This is a genomic window from Bacillus sp. GbtcB10, from assembly GCF_019091365.1.
GTDB classification, from domain to species: Bacteria; Bacillota; Bacilli; order Bacillales; family Bacillaceae; genus Bacillus; species Bacillus altitudinis.
Genome location: NZ_JAGXJP010000005.1, coordinates 51,526 through 67,516, shown reverse-complemented (window position 1 = coordinate 67,516; position 15,991 = coordinate 51,526). Strand labels below are relative to the sequence as shown.

14 protein-coding genes are annotated in these 15,991 nt (G+C 43.4%); 11 read left to right on the top strand and 3 right to left on the bottom strand.

What is annotated here, in order from left to right; translation table 11 throughout:
* Nucleotides 1–32: 32 nt before the first annotated feature.
* Nucleotides 33–1,160 (bottom strand): M20 peptidase aminoacylase family protein, encoded by a 1,128-nt coding sequence (locus KVT11_RS16765; protein WP_193804039.1) that lies wholly within the window; start codon nt 1,158–1,160, stop codon nt 33–35.
* A gap of 153 nt (nt 1,161–1,313) precedes the next feature.
* Here KVT11_RS16765 and KVT11_RS16760 point away from each other — a divergent pair, with 153 nt between their 5' ends.
* From KVT11_RS16760 to KVT11_RS16750, 3 genes are all read left to right on the top strand, one after another.
* Complete coding sequence (locus tag KVT11_RS16760; protein ID WP_007498311.1) at nt 1,314–2,744, top strand: YfcC family protein; 1,431 nt, start codon at nt 1,314–1,316, stop codon at nt 2,742–2,744.
* A gap of 217 nt (nt 2,745–2,961) precedes the next feature.
* Nucleotides 2,962–3,909: an L-lactate dehydrogenase gene (locus KVT11_RS16755; RefSeq protein WP_007498309.1), complete on the top strand. Its 948-nt coding sequence runs from the start codon at nt 2,962–2,964 to the stop codon at nt 3,907–3,909.
* A 43-nt stretch (nt 3,910–3,952) separates the two neighbouring features.
* Entirely contained in the window at nt 3,953–5,575 is a 1,623-nt protein-coding gene (locus KVT11_RS16750; RefSeq protein ID WP_072367519.1) for an L-lactate permease, read from the top strand.
* A gap of 249 nt (nt 5,576–5,824) precedes the next feature.
* Here KVT11_RS16750 and KVT11_RS16745 read toward each other — a convergent pair whose 3' ends face one another.
* Nucleotides 5,825–6,814 carry a LacI family DNA-binding transcriptional regulator gene (locus KVT11_RS16745; protein WP_046342561.1) on the bottom strand — a complete coding sequence of 330 codons (990 nt, stop codon included), beginning with the start codon at nt 6,812–6,814 and terminating at the stop codon, nt 5,825–5,827.
* 109 nt (nt 6,815–6,923) lie between these two features.
* Between KVT11_RS16745 and KVT11_RS16740 the strand changes: the two genes are divergently transcribed.
* The 7 genes from KVT11_RS16740 to KVT11_RS16705 all read left to right on the top strand — a co-directional run bounded on the left by KVT11_RS16740 (nt 6,924) and on the right by KVT11_RS16705 (nt 13,900).
* Nucleotides 6,924–8,249 (top strand): DegT/DnrJ/EryC1/StrS family aminotransferase, encoded by a 1,326-nt coding sequence (locus KVT11_RS16740; RefSeq protein WP_035703110.1) that lies wholly within the window; start codon nt 6,924–6,926, stop codon nt 8,247–8,249.
* Nucleotides 8,224–9,090 (top strand): HAD-IIB family hydrolase, encoded by an 867-nt coding sequence (locus KVT11_RS16735; protein WP_024718989.1) that lies wholly within the window; start codon nt 8,224–8,226, stop codon nt 9,088–9,090. The genes KVT11_RS16740 and KVT11_RS16735 overlap by 26 nt, the downstream gene beginning before the upstream one ends.
* Nucleotides 9,087–10,133 carry a Gfo/Idh/MocA family protein gene (locus KVT11_RS16730; protein WP_007498302.1) on the top strand — a complete coding sequence of 349 codons (1,047 nt, stop codon included), beginning with the start codon at nt 9,087–9,089 and terminating at the stop codon, nt 10,131–10,133. The genes KVT11_RS16735 and KVT11_RS16730 overlap by 4 nt, the downstream gene beginning before the upstream one ends.
* Before the next feature lie 57 nt (nt 10,134–10,190).
* Nucleotides 10,191–11,378: an MFS transporter gene (locus KVT11_RS16725; protein WP_217609085.1), complete on the top strand. Its 1,188-nt coding sequence runs from the start codon at nt 10,191–10,193 to the stop codon at nt 11,376–11,378.
* Between the two features lie 125 nt (nt 11,379–11,503).
* Complete coding sequence (locus KVT11_RS16720) at nt 11,504–12,133, top strand: LysE family translocator (protein WP_008342111.1); 630 nt, start codon at nt 11,504–11,506, stop codon at nt 12,131–12,133.
* A gap of 119 nt (nt 12,134–12,252) precedes the next feature.
* A complete protein-coding gene (locus KVT11_RS16715) occupies nt 12,253–12,636 on the top strand; it encodes a UPF0715 family protein (RefSeq protein WP_217609084.1) in 384 nt (127 codons plus the stop codon).
* Nucleotides 12,637–13,141: 505 nt separating this feature from the next.
* Nucleotides 13,142–13,900 (top strand): YqcI/YcgG family protein, encoded by a 759-nt coding sequence (locus tag KVT11_RS16705; RefSeq protein WP_017358572.1) that lies wholly within the window; start codon nt 13,142–13,144, stop codon nt 13,898–13,900.
* Here the strand turns inward: KVT11_RS16705 and KVT11_RS16700 are convergent.
* Nucleotides 13,895–15,244 carry an amino acid permease gene (locus KVT11_RS16700; RefSeq protein WP_216099417.1) on the bottom strand — a complete coding sequence of 450 codons (1,350 nt, stop codon included), beginning with the start codon at nt 15,242–15,244 and terminating at the stop codon, nt 13,895–13,897. The two genes, KVT11_RS16705 and KVT11_RS16700, sit on opposite strands and share 6 nt — an antisense overlap.
* A gap of 82 nt (nt 15,245–15,326) precedes the next feature.
* Between KVT11_RS16700 and KVT11_RS16695 the strand changes: the two genes are divergently transcribed.
* The gene (locus tag KVT11_RS16695; RefSeq protein WP_008342104.1) at nt 15,327–15,923 is read left to right on the top strand and encodes a DUF1989 domain-containing protein; all 597 of its coding nucleotides are present in this window, start codon (nt 15,327–15,329) and stop codon (nt 15,921–15,923) included.
* Nucleotides 15,924–15,991: the final 68 nt, after the last annotated feature.

Genomic DNA, 15,991 nt, shown 5'->3' with positions numbered 1-15,991 from the left:
CCGCTTCAGGAAAGACGGGTGGTTTTTTTATTTTACGATGAATGCTGCTGAAGTGTTTCGTATACAGCTTCCGTCAAAATCTCAATACCTGTAAAAATGGCGGAGCGATCGAATGTCATATAAGGGTGATGAAGCCCAGGTTTTAAATCACAGCCTAAACCGAGCATCGTCGATTTAATATGAGGAAGCTTTGCTGCATAAAAATGAAAGTCCTCTCCGCCTGTCGTCACGATCGGTGGATCGAGCTGTTCTTTGCCTAGCACTTGCTCTATGGCATGTGACATGATCTCCACAGCTTCTTCATTTAATGTCGCAGCTGGAAGACGATGATCCGTTGAAAGTGTGATAGAGGCGCCAAAAGCATCCGCTACAGAATGGCATGCTCTTTCAATTTCCTTTTCTAATTCATCCATCACTTCGTTTGTCTGTGCCCGAACGTCGAGTGTAAAAGAGGCCTTGCCAGGTATGATGTTGGAGCTGCCGCCGCCTGCATTTAAATTGGTCATTTTCACAGAATGGGCGACTCGTGGATCGACATGGATATGTGCTAGTCTCTGCACAAGCGTAGATGCAACTTCGATGACGTTGACCCCAAGGTGCGGGCGTGCACCGTGTGCTTCCTCCCCTAGAATGGTCCCGACGTAATGATTACTTGATCCGTGCAAAATGGCAGGAGCGCAGCGTCCGTTTAAGGTTTCTTGAATTGGGCGCACATGCACCCCGTATAAATAATCGACGTCAGCTAACACACCTTTTTCGATCATCTTTAAAGCGCCGCCTCCTCTTTCTTCGGCAGGCTGAAAAATGAATCGGATCGTGCCACTTGGAAGTTCTTTTTCTTTCAATGCCATGAATGTCCCAAGTGCCATCGTCATATGAGCATCGTGTCCGCATGAATGGTTGGCTTGAAATACGCCATCTACTTCCTGCCACAATGCGTCAATATCGGCTCTCACAGCAACCACTGGTGCGCCTTCCCCAATTTCACCGATTACCCCTGTACAGTCTTCAAATGTTCTCGTTTTACAGCCTAATTTCTTTAATAGAGCTTCAATATAAGCTGTCGTATTTGTCTCTTCCCAGCTGATTTCTGGATGGGCGTGCAGATGTTCAAAGATGTCTGTCACGGTTTGTTTCATCTCGTTTGTCAAAGTTGTCATGAGAAGCCTCCTTGCTGACAGATAATCTGCCAAAACATTCTTTTAGTGAAATAATATTGATCTTAAATATCATCAGTGTTTATAATATAACACATCATTTGATTATTCTGAAAATTAAGTGAAATTCCGATCGGGACAAAGGGGTTTTGACAGATGAAAACAGCGACAGTATCAGCACCTGAGAAACAAAAAAGAAAACTTCAGATGCCGGATGCGTATGTACTCTTATTTATGATTGCTTTAATTTGTACGATCGCAACGTATTTTGTACCAGCCGGTGAATTTGATCGGAAAACGTCAGGAGAAATCACAACAGCTGTTCCTGGCAGTTATCACCGTATTGATCAATCACCAGTTAGTCCGGTTGGTTTTTTTACAGCGATTCAAGAAGGGATGGTTGGTTCATCCTCTATTATTTTTCTGATTCTTTTTACTGGAGGAACCATTGCGATTTTGGAAAAGACAGGTGCCATTAACGGGATGATTCACAATGTCATCAGCCGGTTCCAAACGAAACAGCTATTGTTTATTTGTATTGTTGGTGGATTGTTTTCTGTACTTGGGACGACCGGAATTGTGGTGAATTCGGTCATTGGCTTTATTCCTATTGGAATCATTGTGGCACGTTCTTTAAAGTGGGATGCAGTGGCGGGAGCGGCGGTTATTTACATCGGCTGTTATGCAGGTTTTAACGCAACCATTTTGTCTCCATCTCCATTAGGTTTATCACAAACGATTGCAGAACTGCCGATTTTTTCTGGTATTGGGCTGCGTGTCATCATTTATCTTTGTTTTCTCCTATCTAGTATTGTGTACATCTATTTATATACAAAACGCTTGAAAAATAAAGAAAAGGGAAGCCTGCTTGGTGACGAGTGGTTTCCTGCTAAAGGGCTTGGAGGAGCTGATGCGGAATCTGTGGACAAGCCTGAATTCACCGGCAGACATAAGCTGATTTTAGCGGTGTGTGGTTTGTCGCTTGGGGGTTTTTTGTATGGTGCGCTTCAGCTTGGCTGGACTGATAAGGAAATGGCTGGTGTGTTTATTTTCATGGCAATTGCTGCTGGCCTGCTTGGCGGATTAGCTGCCAATGATATTGCAAAAACGTTTATTGTCGGCTGTCAAAGCCTTGTATACGGCGCACTCATTGTCGGCATGGCACGCTGCATTTCAGTCATTTTGGAAAACGGCAAGCTGCTTGATACTGTGGTGAATGGGCTTGCGAGTATGCTGACAGGGTTTAGTCCAATCGCTGGTGCGATCGGCATGTATATCGCCAGTGCGCTCCTTCACTTTTTGATTTCATCAGGATCAGGGGAAGCGGTTGTCTTTATACCGATTCTTGCGCCGCTTGCTGATTTAATGGGTATCACGAGACAAGTAGCGGTAGAAGCAGTGATGCTCGGTGAAGGGGTGGTCAACTGCGTGAATCCGACTTCAGGTGTGTTGATGGCTGTCTTGGCTGCAAGTGGGATTCCTTACGTGAAATGGCTGCGTTTTATGGTGCCGCTTGCGCTCATTTGGTTCGTCATCGGCCTTGTCTTTATTTGTATCGGTGTCATGATTAATTGGGGACCTTATTAAATAAGAGAGAAGCCACCAAAGAGTGTTTGGTGGCTTTTTTCTTATGAGAACATGTATGGGGACAGCGGTTTAAAACCACAATATGAGTGTTCACAAAATGGCTACATTATTTTTTTGAGCAATCCCCTTGCAAAAGTTTGTGAAGTGTTGCACAATAAGAATGTGAAATACTTCACATAAGAAAAACAACCTAGTTTTACTCAGGAGGATGAGATAAATGACAAACGAAAAAGTAAACAAAGTAGCACTTATTGGAGCAGGTTTTGTCGGCAGCAGTTATGCCTTTACATTAATAAATCAAGCAATCACAGATGAATTGGTAGTCATCGATTTGAATCAAGATAAAGCAATGGGTGACGTCATGGATTTAAACCACGGGAAAGCATTCGCCCCGCATCCTGTGAATACTTGGTATGGAGATTATGAGGATTGTCAGGATGCTGACATTGTATGTATCTGCGCTGGTGCAAACCAAAAGCCAGGTGAAACGAGACTTGATCTTGTTGAGAAAAATTTAAATATATTTAAAGGCATTGTAGACAATGTGATGAAAAGCGGATTCGATGGTATTTTCTTAGTTGCTACGAACCCAGTTGATATTTTGACATATGCGACTTGGAAATTCAGCGGACTACCAAAAGAACGAGTGATTGGCAGTGGAACAACGCTTGATACGGCAAGATTCAGATACATGCTTAGTGAGTACTTTGAAGCAGCGGCGCACAATGTGCATGCGTACATCATTGGAGAGCATGGGGATACAGAGCTTGCTGTTTGGAGCCATGCGAATATCGGAAGTGTACCGATCACAGAACTAATGAAGAGAAATGACCAATACAAACAAGAAGATTTAGACGACATCATGGAGAATGTCCGTCATGCCGCTTACCAAATCATTGAGAAAAAAGGCGCCACTTATTACGGCGTAGCGATGAGTTTAGCTCGTATTACTAGAGCCATTTTGCACAATGAAAACAGCATTTTGACTGTCAGCACTTATTTAGATGGAGAATACGGAGCAGAAGATGTCTACATTGGTGTACCTGCCCTCGTGAACCGAAATGGTGCAACAGAAGTGATGGAGCTCGCACTGAACGACACAGAAAAAGAAAAATTCGCACATAGTGTGAATGTGTTAAAAGAGATTTTAGCTCCTCATTTTTAATCAATCAAAGGCAACCTATCTGAGCAGAAAAGGATGAATCACTATGTGGCAGCAAATATATGATCCGTTTGGTAATGAGTTCGTCAGTGCATTGGTGGCCATGCTTCCAATCTTGTTTTTCCTACTAGCATTAACTGTATTTAAGTTAAAAGGGGTATTAGCCGCTTGTTTTACCTTGATCGTCAGTTTTGTAACAGCTGTTTTCTTCTTTCATATGCCAATTGAAAAAGCATTATCTGCTGTGGTGCTCGGTGTATCTAATGGGCTGTGGCCGATTGGATATATCGTCATCATGGCCGTATGGCTCTATAAAATTGCTGTGAAGTCTGGAAAGTTTGATGTCATTCGTTCTAGTATTGCAGGAATTTCTCAAGATCAACGGTTACAGCTCTTATTAATTGGTTTTAGTTTTAACGCATTTTTAGAGGGAGCCGCTGGATTCGGTGTACCGATTGCGATTAGTGCCGCTCTTTTAACAGAGCTTGGGTTTAAACCACTAAAAGCCGCCATGCTCTGCTTGATTGCAAATGCTGCGTCTGGCGCTTTTGGTGCAGTAGGTATCCCGGTTATTACAGGGGCGCAAATGGGAAATATGACGCCGCTTGAGCTGTCTCAAACCCTTGTGTACACCATTCCGTTTATTTCTTTCTGTATCCCGTTTCTGCTGATTCTCATTGTAGACGGCTTTAAAGGGATCAAAGAAACGCTTCCAGCCTTGCTTGTTGTGAGTGGAAGCTACGCGATTCTGCAGGCTGTTACAATGGTCACCATGGGTCCTGAGCTTGCCAATATTATTTCAGCTTTAGCGAGTATGGGAATTCTGGCACTATTTCTTCGAAAATGGCAGCCAAAACACATTTACCGTGAAGAAGGCGCGCCGGCCATTGAACAAAAACAAACGTTTAGCGGAGTTGAGGTGCTGAAGGCTTGGTCTCCGTTTTATATCTTAACGGCTGTCATTACAGTATGGAGTCTGCCTGCATTTAAAGCATTGTTTGCTGAGGGAGGCCCGCTTAATTGGACAACCATTTTAGTGAAAATGCCGTTTCTGCATCAGCAAATTGTGAAATTACCACCAATTGCCCAAACAGAAACACCGATTGATGCGATCTTTAAAATTGATGTTATTAGTGCAACAGGTACCGCCATTCTAATTGCGGTGATGCTGACAGGGTTGTTCAGCAGACATATTACATTAAAAGAAGGGGCTGCCTGCTTAAATGCAGCGGTCAAAGAGCTTTGGGTCCCTGTTCTTACGATTTGTTTTGTCATGGGCTTTGCCAACTTGGCGAACTTTGCAGGCCTAAGTTCTGCTATCGGACTAGCACTTGCTAAAACAGGCGATTTATTCCCGCTTGTCAGCCCAGTGCTTGGCTGGATCGGCGTGTTTATTACGGGATCTGTTGTGAGTAACAATGCCTTATTTGGTAACCTTCAAGCAGTCACCGCTTCTCAAATCGGCTCTCAGGCAGGTTTGTTAATCGGGGCAAATACGACCGGTGGTGTAATGGCGAAATTAATTTCTCCACAATCTATCGCTATTGCAACAGCAGCTGTTGGAGAAACAGGTAAAGAATCTGAGCTCTTCCAAAAAACAGTGAAGTACAGCTTCATTTTGCTCGGCATCGTATGTATATGGACATTCATTCTTGCTCAATTTATATAGGTTGATCGATTGATTGAAAAATGAAAGACTGAGAGATTTCTCAGTCTTCAGATTGTTAACAAAGGGCTAAAATGTACTTTTTTTAGCCCTTTGTCTTCTTTTCAGCGTGAAAGAAAACCTTTTCAGTCTAGGAAGGACGAGCACTGGAGCGGAGCGAATTCGGCATTCGTGAGCACCAGAGCGCAGGACTGACAAAGAATGCGAGGGTTTGTCTACACGCTGAGATTGAGAGATTTCTCAGTCTTTTTTTTATGTAGATTCTCGTGTGACAAGCCGAGTAGGTAGCTGAATATGTTCACGTTGTAATGGTTTTTGATCTTGCAACAGCTGAATCATTTGTTTGACAGACTGCTGGCCAAGCTCGACGATAGGGATGTCGATGGTCGTGATCGTTGGAGCTGTCACCTCGCAAATGTCTTGATTGTCATAACCGATCACCGCTAAATCTTTAGGAATGTCATATCCATATGAAATGGCTTGTTTAATGAGGCCTGCTGCCACTTGATCATTGCCGGTGAAAATCGCATCCGGCGCATCCGGCATCCTGTGGATTAAGTCCATTAAACGAAAGCCGTCCTCAATGGTAAAAGCCTCGCCGAACAGCCAATCTTCTTTAAGCGGCAAACCGTGATCAGAAAGCGCATCAAGATAGCCTTGTTTTCTTTGTTTTTGCGCTTCACTGCTTTCTGTATCAAAGCAAAATCCAATGGATGTACGCCCTGATTGAATCAAGTAGTCAACCGCTTTATAAGCAGCTTCCCGCTCATCATATCCGATAATCGGAATGTCTGCTGTTTGATGATACTCATTTGCCATGACGATCGGGCCGTTTGATAAAAATGGCTCGATTGTTTCCCACTTATTTTCTAACGCCCCCAATATGACACCATCTACTTCTTTTCTTTTTAATAATTGAAGCCCTTCAAGTTCTACTGATTCTTGATAAAACGTTTGGAGCACGATGGCTTTATACCCTTGATCCAGTGCTTCCTTTGAAATGCCTTTAATCAATTGTGCAAAAAAAGGATGGTCCACAGCTGGAACAGACACAGCAATGGTTTTTGTCTGATGTGACCGAAGGGTGCGGGCTGCTGAGCTTGGTGTATACTCCATTTCCTTCATCACCTGTAAAATGTGCTGGCGCTTTTCTTCTGATACATATGGATGGTTGTTCAGCACCCGAGAAACAGTGGTCGTTGAAACCCCGCAGCGTTTGGCAATTTCATAAATTGTACACATATTAACAAATCCTTTACACAAAGTTATTGTTCTGAAATCGATAACATCATTTACAATGTGAAACAAGTTAAATATTAACAAATGGAATTGATTAATTGGAGGGAATGGAATGCAAATATTGACGAAGATATCAGGTAAAAGCAAGGATTATCTACCGTTGCTGGATATGATCAATCAAGGTGTTCAAGTAAAGGCTGATTCAGTTGAAAAGAATCTAGCGAATGATAAGCTTGCTGCGTTCCTTGAGCAAGATATTGCGCGTACGGGTTTGGAAAAAATTCTCTTCCATTATAAACAAAATAAGGAAAAAAAGATACCGTTCCTGCCGGTCGATAAACTGATTTCGGAGGATGAGATCGATGATATTATGCAGGTGCTGAAAGAAGTATTAAGTTCAGGCCGTTTTACATCAGGCCCTTATATTCCAAAGTTTGAAAAGACGCTCGCAGCGTACTTAGGGAAAAAATATGTCATTGCCACATCAAGTGGAACAGATGCCTTGATGATCAGTTTAATATCAGCAGGCGTCCATCCTGGAGATGAGGTCATCCTACCTGCTAACAGCTTTGCTGCAACAGAAAATGCAGTGCTTGCGATTGGTGCGGTTCCAGTCTATGCCGATATTGATCCAGACACCTACTGCCTAGCGGCGAATGAAATAGAAAAGCATATCACAGATAAGACAGTATGTATTCTCCCGGTTCATTTGTATGGAAAGCAAGCGGATATGAAGGCCATTTCGACGATTGCGAAACGGCATGGTCTATCGATCATTGAGGATGGCTGTCAGGCGATTGGCAGCAGCGGGCTTGGGGCATTTGGGGATGGACTTGTTCTCAGCTTTAACCCGTACAAAAACCTTGGAGTTTGCGGGAAGGCAGGAGCCATCGCAACAAATGATGAAGCCCTAGCAGAAAAATGCATGGAAATCAGCTATCACGGTTTTGAACCAGGAAAGAAAAACGTGAAGCGCAGTGACTATGGCTTTAATTCTAAGATTGATAACTTACAGGCCGCAATCGGGCTAGAACGAATGAAATATTTAGGTTTACAAAACTTTAAACGTTTTTACTTGGCAAAGAGATACATAGATCAGCTGCAAACGCTGGAAGATGAAGGCTATATAAAGCTTCCGAAGCTGACAGACGATCATGTATGGCATCTATTCCCGATCAGAGTGGTGAAGGGAAGCCGAGATGAGCTGGCAGAGAAATTACTGGAAATGGGCATAGAAACAGACGTCTATTACCCAATCTTATCGCATCAGCATCAAACGAATCTTGTTTCTCAAAAGTATAGACAAACGGAACTACCACATACGGAAAAAGCCGTACAGCAATTACTCCACTTGCCGCTTTACCCAGGAATGCCGCTGCAAGATCAGGAGAAAGTCATCGAGGGGGTCCATCATGTTATCAAATCTTCCATTCAATAAAAAGCTTGTGCATCAACCGCAACATCCGCAGTGGATCGTCTTCTGTGATTTCGATGAGACCTATTATTCTCACGGAATGACCGAGGAGCAGAGAGAGGATGTAAAACGGCTGGAAGCTTTTGTGGCAGAAAAGAGCGAAGCCGGACAGCTCATGCTGGGCTGGGTGACGGGAAGCAGCCTCGATTCTGTTACGAGCAAAATGGAGAAAGGTGGTTTCTATCAATTCCCGCATTTTATTGCGTCGAATTTAGGAACTGAAATCGTGTATACATCAGATGGGAAATTTGGACAGCCGGATGCAGAATGGATGAAACGGCTTGATGCACAGGGCTTTTCAGACGAAAAAATTGAAGATATTCTGCAAGCCGTACGTGAAAAGGGGATCACCCTTAGGCCGCAAACGCAGCTAGGCAGCTCTGGGTATAAAAAGAATTTCTATTATCAGGAGCAGGATGAACGAACAGATCTCCATCATCTATCGTTCATCCAAACACTTGCGAAGGAGCGGGGTGTGGCGGTGAACATCAATAAATGCAACCCACTTGCGGGTGACCCTGCGGATTGCTATGACGTTGATTTTTTACCAGTTGGAACAGGAAAGGATGAAATCGTTCGGTTTATGCTGAATCAATATAACCTGTCAAAAGATAAGGGCTTTGCTTTTGGTGATAGTGGGAATGACCTGCGGATGCTTCAATCCGTCACGCACGGCTTTCTTGTCCAAAATGCAACAGCCGAAGCCAAACGGCACCATCATCAAATTTGTCATCATGGGTATGCAAAAGGAATCTATGAAACATTGAAAACAGTGATGTATAAACATGAGGAGGCACATTCATGAAGAAAATTGGAATTGTTGGAGCAGGGAATATTGCAAAAGCACATGCTAGAGCATTATCAACGATCAAAGGTGCAGAATTATCTGGGGTCTATGACTTGCACGAATCCGTCGCACAAGGATTTATTAAACAGTACGGCGGACGGGTGTATGCCAGTATCGAAACACTAGCGGATGCATCAGATGGATTGATCATTGCTTCCCCTAACTTCTGTCACAAGGACCATGCCCTTCAGGCGCTTAGAGCAGGACAGCCGATTTTATGTGAAAAACCGATGGCTGTATCGTTAAAAGAAGCGAAGGAAATGGTGGAGACAGCCAAACAGTTCCAGGTTCAAGCCAGTATGGGCTTTAACTATCGCTATTTATCTTTTGTGAATATTTTGAAGAACTTGATTGCCAATGGTGAATTAGGACGCGTTTTGACAGTACGGACACATTTTAAGAAAAATAGTGCCCTTAGAAGAAAGACATTTTCGTGGAGAGACAGCGGCGAAAGTCTGCGTACAAGTGGTGCATTAGGAGATTTAGGGATTCATTTGATTGATATGCTGTGGTACTTATTTGGCAGTGAAATGAAAAAAGAATCCCTTAATACGAAGATGCTGACACATGTAAAGGAAAAAGAAGAGAAAAAGGTACAGGTTGATGACCATACCGAAATTTTTGGACAAATGGAGAATCAAGTGTTCTTTCATTTGGTGACGTCCAAAAGTACGCAGCCCGAGGAATGTGGATTTAGTGTAGAAGTGGTGGGGCATGACAAGGTTTTTAAATACCATACAAACATGAAAAACGAATATGAGATCAGTGATGGTTTGTGTGTAGAGCGTCATCAAATGCCGCAAACATTGCTGACAGATCCGCCGAATGAATTTTATGGATGGTCTGATACATTCCGTGATCAGCTGATGCATTGGGTAAATACAAACTCATATCCATCTCATATGAAGGTAGCTGATTTTGAAGATGGTTATCGCGCGCAGGCTGCGCTGAATACATGCTTCGAGAGGGAAGAGGCTGTCGTCTCTGCCCGTGCATATTAATGAAGAGGTGGAGCGGAGGATATCATAACTCCGCTCCTTTTTAGAGGAAGTGAAAAGATGAAAAAGGTGTTTTATTTTGGCTGTATCTTTTATTTTTTTATTGGGACCATTCATGTGTTTTTTGGCAGTTTAACGCCTTATTTGCTGTCTAGTTATGATAAGGGTCCTGGGGAATTATCTTCTTTAATCTTCTTTCAGTTTATTGGCTTTTTGACAGGCGTTCTTTTGTCGCCCATTCTTGTGAGGAAAAAAGGCTACGGCACTGTTCTGACGATGGGATTGCTGCTGATGATCGGAGCGCTTCTTCTTGGCCTTTTAGTGCCGGGCTGGACGATTCTTGTGGTGGCAGGTTTTTTCCTTGGGAGCGGTGCAGGCAGTCTTGAGACGACGGCCGGGGCGTATGTCATTTCAATGGCAAACAGTGCAAAGCGAATCAGCATCATGGAGGTCTTTTTTGGATTAGGTGCATTATTATTTCCTCTATTGATTCTGTTGACTGTGACAGAGGAAACGTGGCATTATGTGTTTTTATTTCAAGTCGGTGCACTGACTTTTTTTCTCATGCTCTGGCTTACCTTTATGAATAAACTCCCTCGTGGGCAGATGGCGGCTCCAATTCAAGACATGAAGAAACCGTCCTTGCTGTTTGATCGAGGGAATCGAATGATTGTGGTGTTGATGATCTGTTTTGCGTTTTTCTACGCAGGAATTGAAACGAACTTTGCGAACTTTTTACCGTCGATCATGCTAGAAAAAGGGGGAGACAACTGGGGTCTTTTTGCGGTCTCTACTTTTTGGACAGCGATCGTCATTGGCAGAACTGTCATTGCGAGAAAAGCCGATCAGCTGCATCCGCTGCGTTTTTTAAAGTTAAGCGCAGCGCTGATGATTGTGCTGCTCGCCATATTTGCTCTAGCCACCCACATCGCCGCGCAGCTAATTCTTATCTTTTTCATCGGTCTGTGCGCAGCTGGCATGTTCCCTATTGCCCTAACGGCATCTGCATTAATGATTGAAAATGCCATCGACGAGGCCACGAGTTATTTTATTGCCGCCGCTAGTTTAGGTGGAGCTTGTTTGTCCTTTTTGATTGGGTTTAGCCTTGAGTGGGCAGGTGCGGCAAGCGCCGTCTTTGTTTTCGCCTTTTTAGCTGTTCTCCTTTTTGCGGCTGCCATTCAAATGAATCGATCTCGGAAAAAAGAAACCATACCCACACAGCCGCCGGCGATGAAAGCAGATCGATAAGCAGCTGATCTGGTGGCTCCTCCTTTTGTATAGCTTATCTTCAGAAAAGGTGACGAAGGACTTGTACTAAAACAACGAAAGCGTGAATAACATGTACAAGTCAGCATCAAAAGGAGGACGTCTATGTGGCGGTGTTTTTTGGTTATATCTTTTTAGGGTTGTCACTTTCAGCGCCTGTTGGGCCAGTCAATGCAGCCCAAATCGACAGAGGGATTAAAAGTGGATTTTGGCACGCTTGGATTTTTGGTGTGGGGGCTATGGCTGCGGATATTGTCTATATGATCCTCATCTATTTTGGTGTCGCCCAGCTTTTGACTGCACCTCTTGTGAAAACCTTTTTGTGGCTGTTCGGCTTTTTCGTTCTGACCTATACCGGTATTGAAAGCCTTCGTAAAATCAATTTGCATGAAAGCCCAAAGAAGGACGGAGGAAACACGTCGATCGGGCATTCGTTCATGACGGGATTTTTCATTTCCCTTTCCAATCCGCTTAGTATATTATTTTGGCTTGGGATCTATGGCAGTATTTTAGCCAATACGATTGAAAAGTACGGGGCATCTCAAATGCTGATGTACAGCATTGCTATTTTCATCGGCATGCTCTTATGGGATTTCTGTATGGCGCTGCTCGCCAGTACGTTTAGACGGTATTTAAATGAACGGATTTTGCACGGCTTATCCGTTCTGGCAGGTCTCTCTTTACTCGGCTTCGGTGCTTACTTTGGATATCAAGGGATCATGGCGCTCATTGGATAGAATGGTTGATAAGAAAAAGGGCTAAAATCTAAATCATTTTAGCCCTTTTTCATATTTGACAATAATAGGACACTCTTCAATCATGATGGAAGATACATAAAATTGAAGGAGTTTTTGCCATGCGTATGTTCCTGCCAGCATTCAACTATGTGTGTATGATGATGTTGTCTGTGATCACAGCGACATTCGTTTATACCATGTTGTTTGCCCCACCTGAATCCAGATTCAGTTATGTGGAGGTCACCAGTCTTTTCATTTTGATCGCTTATGTCCTATTTGCTGCACCTATCCAAATGGTTTTACACCGTCATCCTGAGAAGTTTCGGCGCCGTGATTTATTGGTTTATTTTATCGGGGCGTGGGTGGTTTGTTCGGCGCTTGCTTTATGGATTGATTATGGTGTTGTCGTCTTTATTAGCTACAAAGTTTATCTATTTAGCTTTTGCGCGGCCTTTATTTATTGGCTGCTTGATTCCGTCTTTTTAAAGAAGAAACAATCATAAAGGCTTTTCCCGTTTTTTCTCTTGAACATGAACGTGTATGACCTTCGAGAGTCCGCTTGATACAAAAGCAAGAGCCGTCATCAGAAGGACCCAATATAGATTGCTAAGGTCAAATCCAGTATAAGCGAAGATGAAAATCATCGAGATCACGGACGTTAATATGAGGACAGGCCATATCCGCTTGAATAGCAGATAGCCAACAAATCCCCAAAGGAAAGCCATCACTGGTAGTGTAAATAAGATCAGATACATCGGATGGAGAAAAAGAAGACGCATGTCATTCACCCATTTCTTTTATGATGACCGACTCTATTAGATAGAGGCGGCTAAATGATGATATGCAGAAGCATACTCATACATGATTAGATAAATGGAAGTGAATTCCTGCTTCATCCGGCAAATCAACCACCCTGTGAATGTCCAGTGAAAGTCGTTGAAGGACAGTCACCACAGCTTTTTCCTCCTCATAGGCTATGGAGAAGACGCTAAAACGAGGTGGAAAAAAATGGCCCAGCTGTATGCAAAAAGTTGCCTTGATCAAAATCTACGATCACTAGATGAATGGAAGCAGGATGCTTTCACACAGTTTGGAAAAATGGTCGGGGATGAGGCAGATACATTTCCGTGTGTACCAGGCAGACAAGGATTTTTTCTCGATCATTTGCGTTATGGATTTGTCGGTGATCCGCGGGGAGAAGAGGCCGTGAATGAATTAGCAGAGCTTTTAAGGGAATACCAAAGCTGCTCTAGGGAAACCGGTCAATATGCTTCTTTCATTTGCTTTTTTGAAACACCGCAGGATATGAAGGAGTATTCGCTCGAAGAGTATGAGGAGCAGTTTTGGTCGATGGTTCAGCAATTACATCAAAAAGATGAAATGAAATGGCCAGAGGAAATTCCATCAGATCCTGAAAATCATGAATGGGAATTTTGTTTTCATGGGGAGCCTTATTTTATTTTATGTGCGACACCAGCGCATAAGCTAAGAAAAAGTCGTCACTTTCCTTATGTGATGTGGGCCTTTCAACCAAGGTGGGTGTTTGAAAAGATGAACGGTTCCACCACATTTGGTCAAAAAATGAGTAAACTCGTTCGGAAGAGGCTGAAGGCGTATGATCAAGTAGATGTACACCCAGCATTAAAATGGTATGGGGATCAGAAAAATTTAGAATGGAAACAATACTTTCTCTCAGATGATGAGGCGGAGAAACCAGCCTCCGCCAAATGTCCATTTACTGCTTTAAAAAACATGATGAAATTATGATGTGGCCTGATCCTGTTTCCACTTTTTTCTCATAAAGAGTACCATGATGCCAATGACAGCAATGATTCCAAGGCTAATAAAAAAGCCAGGTCGTCCGCTTGCCTCTGTCAGAGTACCTGAAACAGCTGCACCAATTAAGATCAGGGCAAGAACCATTTCGCACGTTTGGCGAGTGGATGGCTTTGACAGCTTTTTGCTCGAAAGCAGAATAAACACCCATGTGTACAAAAGAGTTAAACCGGCTGCTGTTGTGAGATGCTCGTAAATGTGTTTGGACAAAAAGAGTGCCAGCAAAATCGAGACAATCAACCCTGCAGCAGTTAAAAGAATTGAAGACCATCTGACATGAGATGGTTCTTTTTGTTTAAAACAAGCAGGTGCATCCTGATGCTCCGACATCGTGCCAAGCAGCGTCGTGACCGCATAGAGGGAGGCAACCAATGTGGAAAACCCGGCAATAATGAAAATGCCATTAAAGATATGAAGAAAAATGGATAAATGAAATGGCTCCAGTGATGTAATAAAAGGACTGCTATTCTCGTTAAAGGCTGTCACTGGAACAAGCAAAAGCGCAAGTCCGATGGAGACGATATAAATGACAGCAAGAATGATCAGCATCACACGTCCAGATTTTGCGGCGTCTTTCGGGTCTTTTAAATGAACCGCCATCAGCCCCATGACTTCAATCCCCCCGAAAGCATAAAACGCATAAATTAGCCCATTCCATAGACCGAGAGGACCGAGCGGCATCCATTCGTGGTCTTTATTTGGCAGGTGGAGGGTGGGCCTATGCTCTGTGAGAATGCCACATAAAACAAGAACCGCAAGGACGACAAACAATAGGATCGCCCCGGTCTTCAGCACGGCAAGGACATTTTCCGTCTTTTGAAAAGAAGAAAGCCCAATGATAATCACAAGCAGGGCAAGAGCGGAATAAATCGCTGAAAACACCCATAGTGGAATGGATGGAAACCAGTGACGAGTAAAAAGAGAAATCGCCGTCAGCTGACTCCCTGTGATGAGCATTTCTGAAAACCAATACACCCAGCCATTACTAAAACCCGCCCAGCGCCCATAGGCTTTTCGGGCATAGGAACAAAATGATCCCTTATCTGGGTTTTCGGCTGTCATCGCAGCCAGGTGTTTAAAGACGAGATATGTGCCGACTGCCGCAAGCAAAAATGAAATGCAGACGGAGTAACCGGACTTTGTAATGGCGATGCTGGAACCAAGGAAGAAACCAGTGCCGATTGTACAGCCGACTCCGATAAGAGAAAGCTGCCACCAAGATAAAGATTGTTCTTCTTTCAATGCATGTGCAACACCTTTCTGATTCAATAGCATTAGCTTGTGACCGCCTCTTTTTTTTATACATGATCAAGAGGACGTTTTGGGCATACTGTCAACATGGAAAGGAGTGCATGTGATGAACGGAGAATACGTGATTTTACCAAAGGATGGGCTTGGTTTTCGGTTAGGAAAAGGACAATGTATGCGAGTGGTTGATGTCGAAGGGCAGCAAGTAGCAGATGTGATGGCCTATCATGAAAAGGATTTTTATGAAAAATTTGATCAAGGCGCTACAATGGATAGCCTGTTCTCTTCCAAGGTGAAAAAGGGAGATCAGCTTTATTCTAATTTATATAAACCAATGTTTACGGTCATTGAAGATACAGTTGAATGTCATGATTTATATATGCCTGCGTGCCGGCAAGAAATGTATCAGCTCTTATATGGGCGTACGCACCTAGAGGTCATGCATACATGCTACGATAATCTCAGGACGGCCTTTGAGCCATTCGGGATTCCAAAAGAGGATATGTATTATCCTTTTAATGTCTTTATGAATACAGTCATTGATGACAAAGGAAAGTTGTCTGTCGAGCTGCCAAAATCGCTCTCCGGTGATTACATCCGCCTGCGTGCAGAAATGGACCTCATTGTCGCGGTGTCTGCATGTCCTGCCGACATTGGAAAATGCAATGGCTCAAGCTGTACATCCATCCGAGTGGAGATCGATTGAAAAGGAAAGACCAGTCAAAGCGGCTTGGTCTATTTCGTTTGTGAATGTTTGATCATTTATGAAAAAGG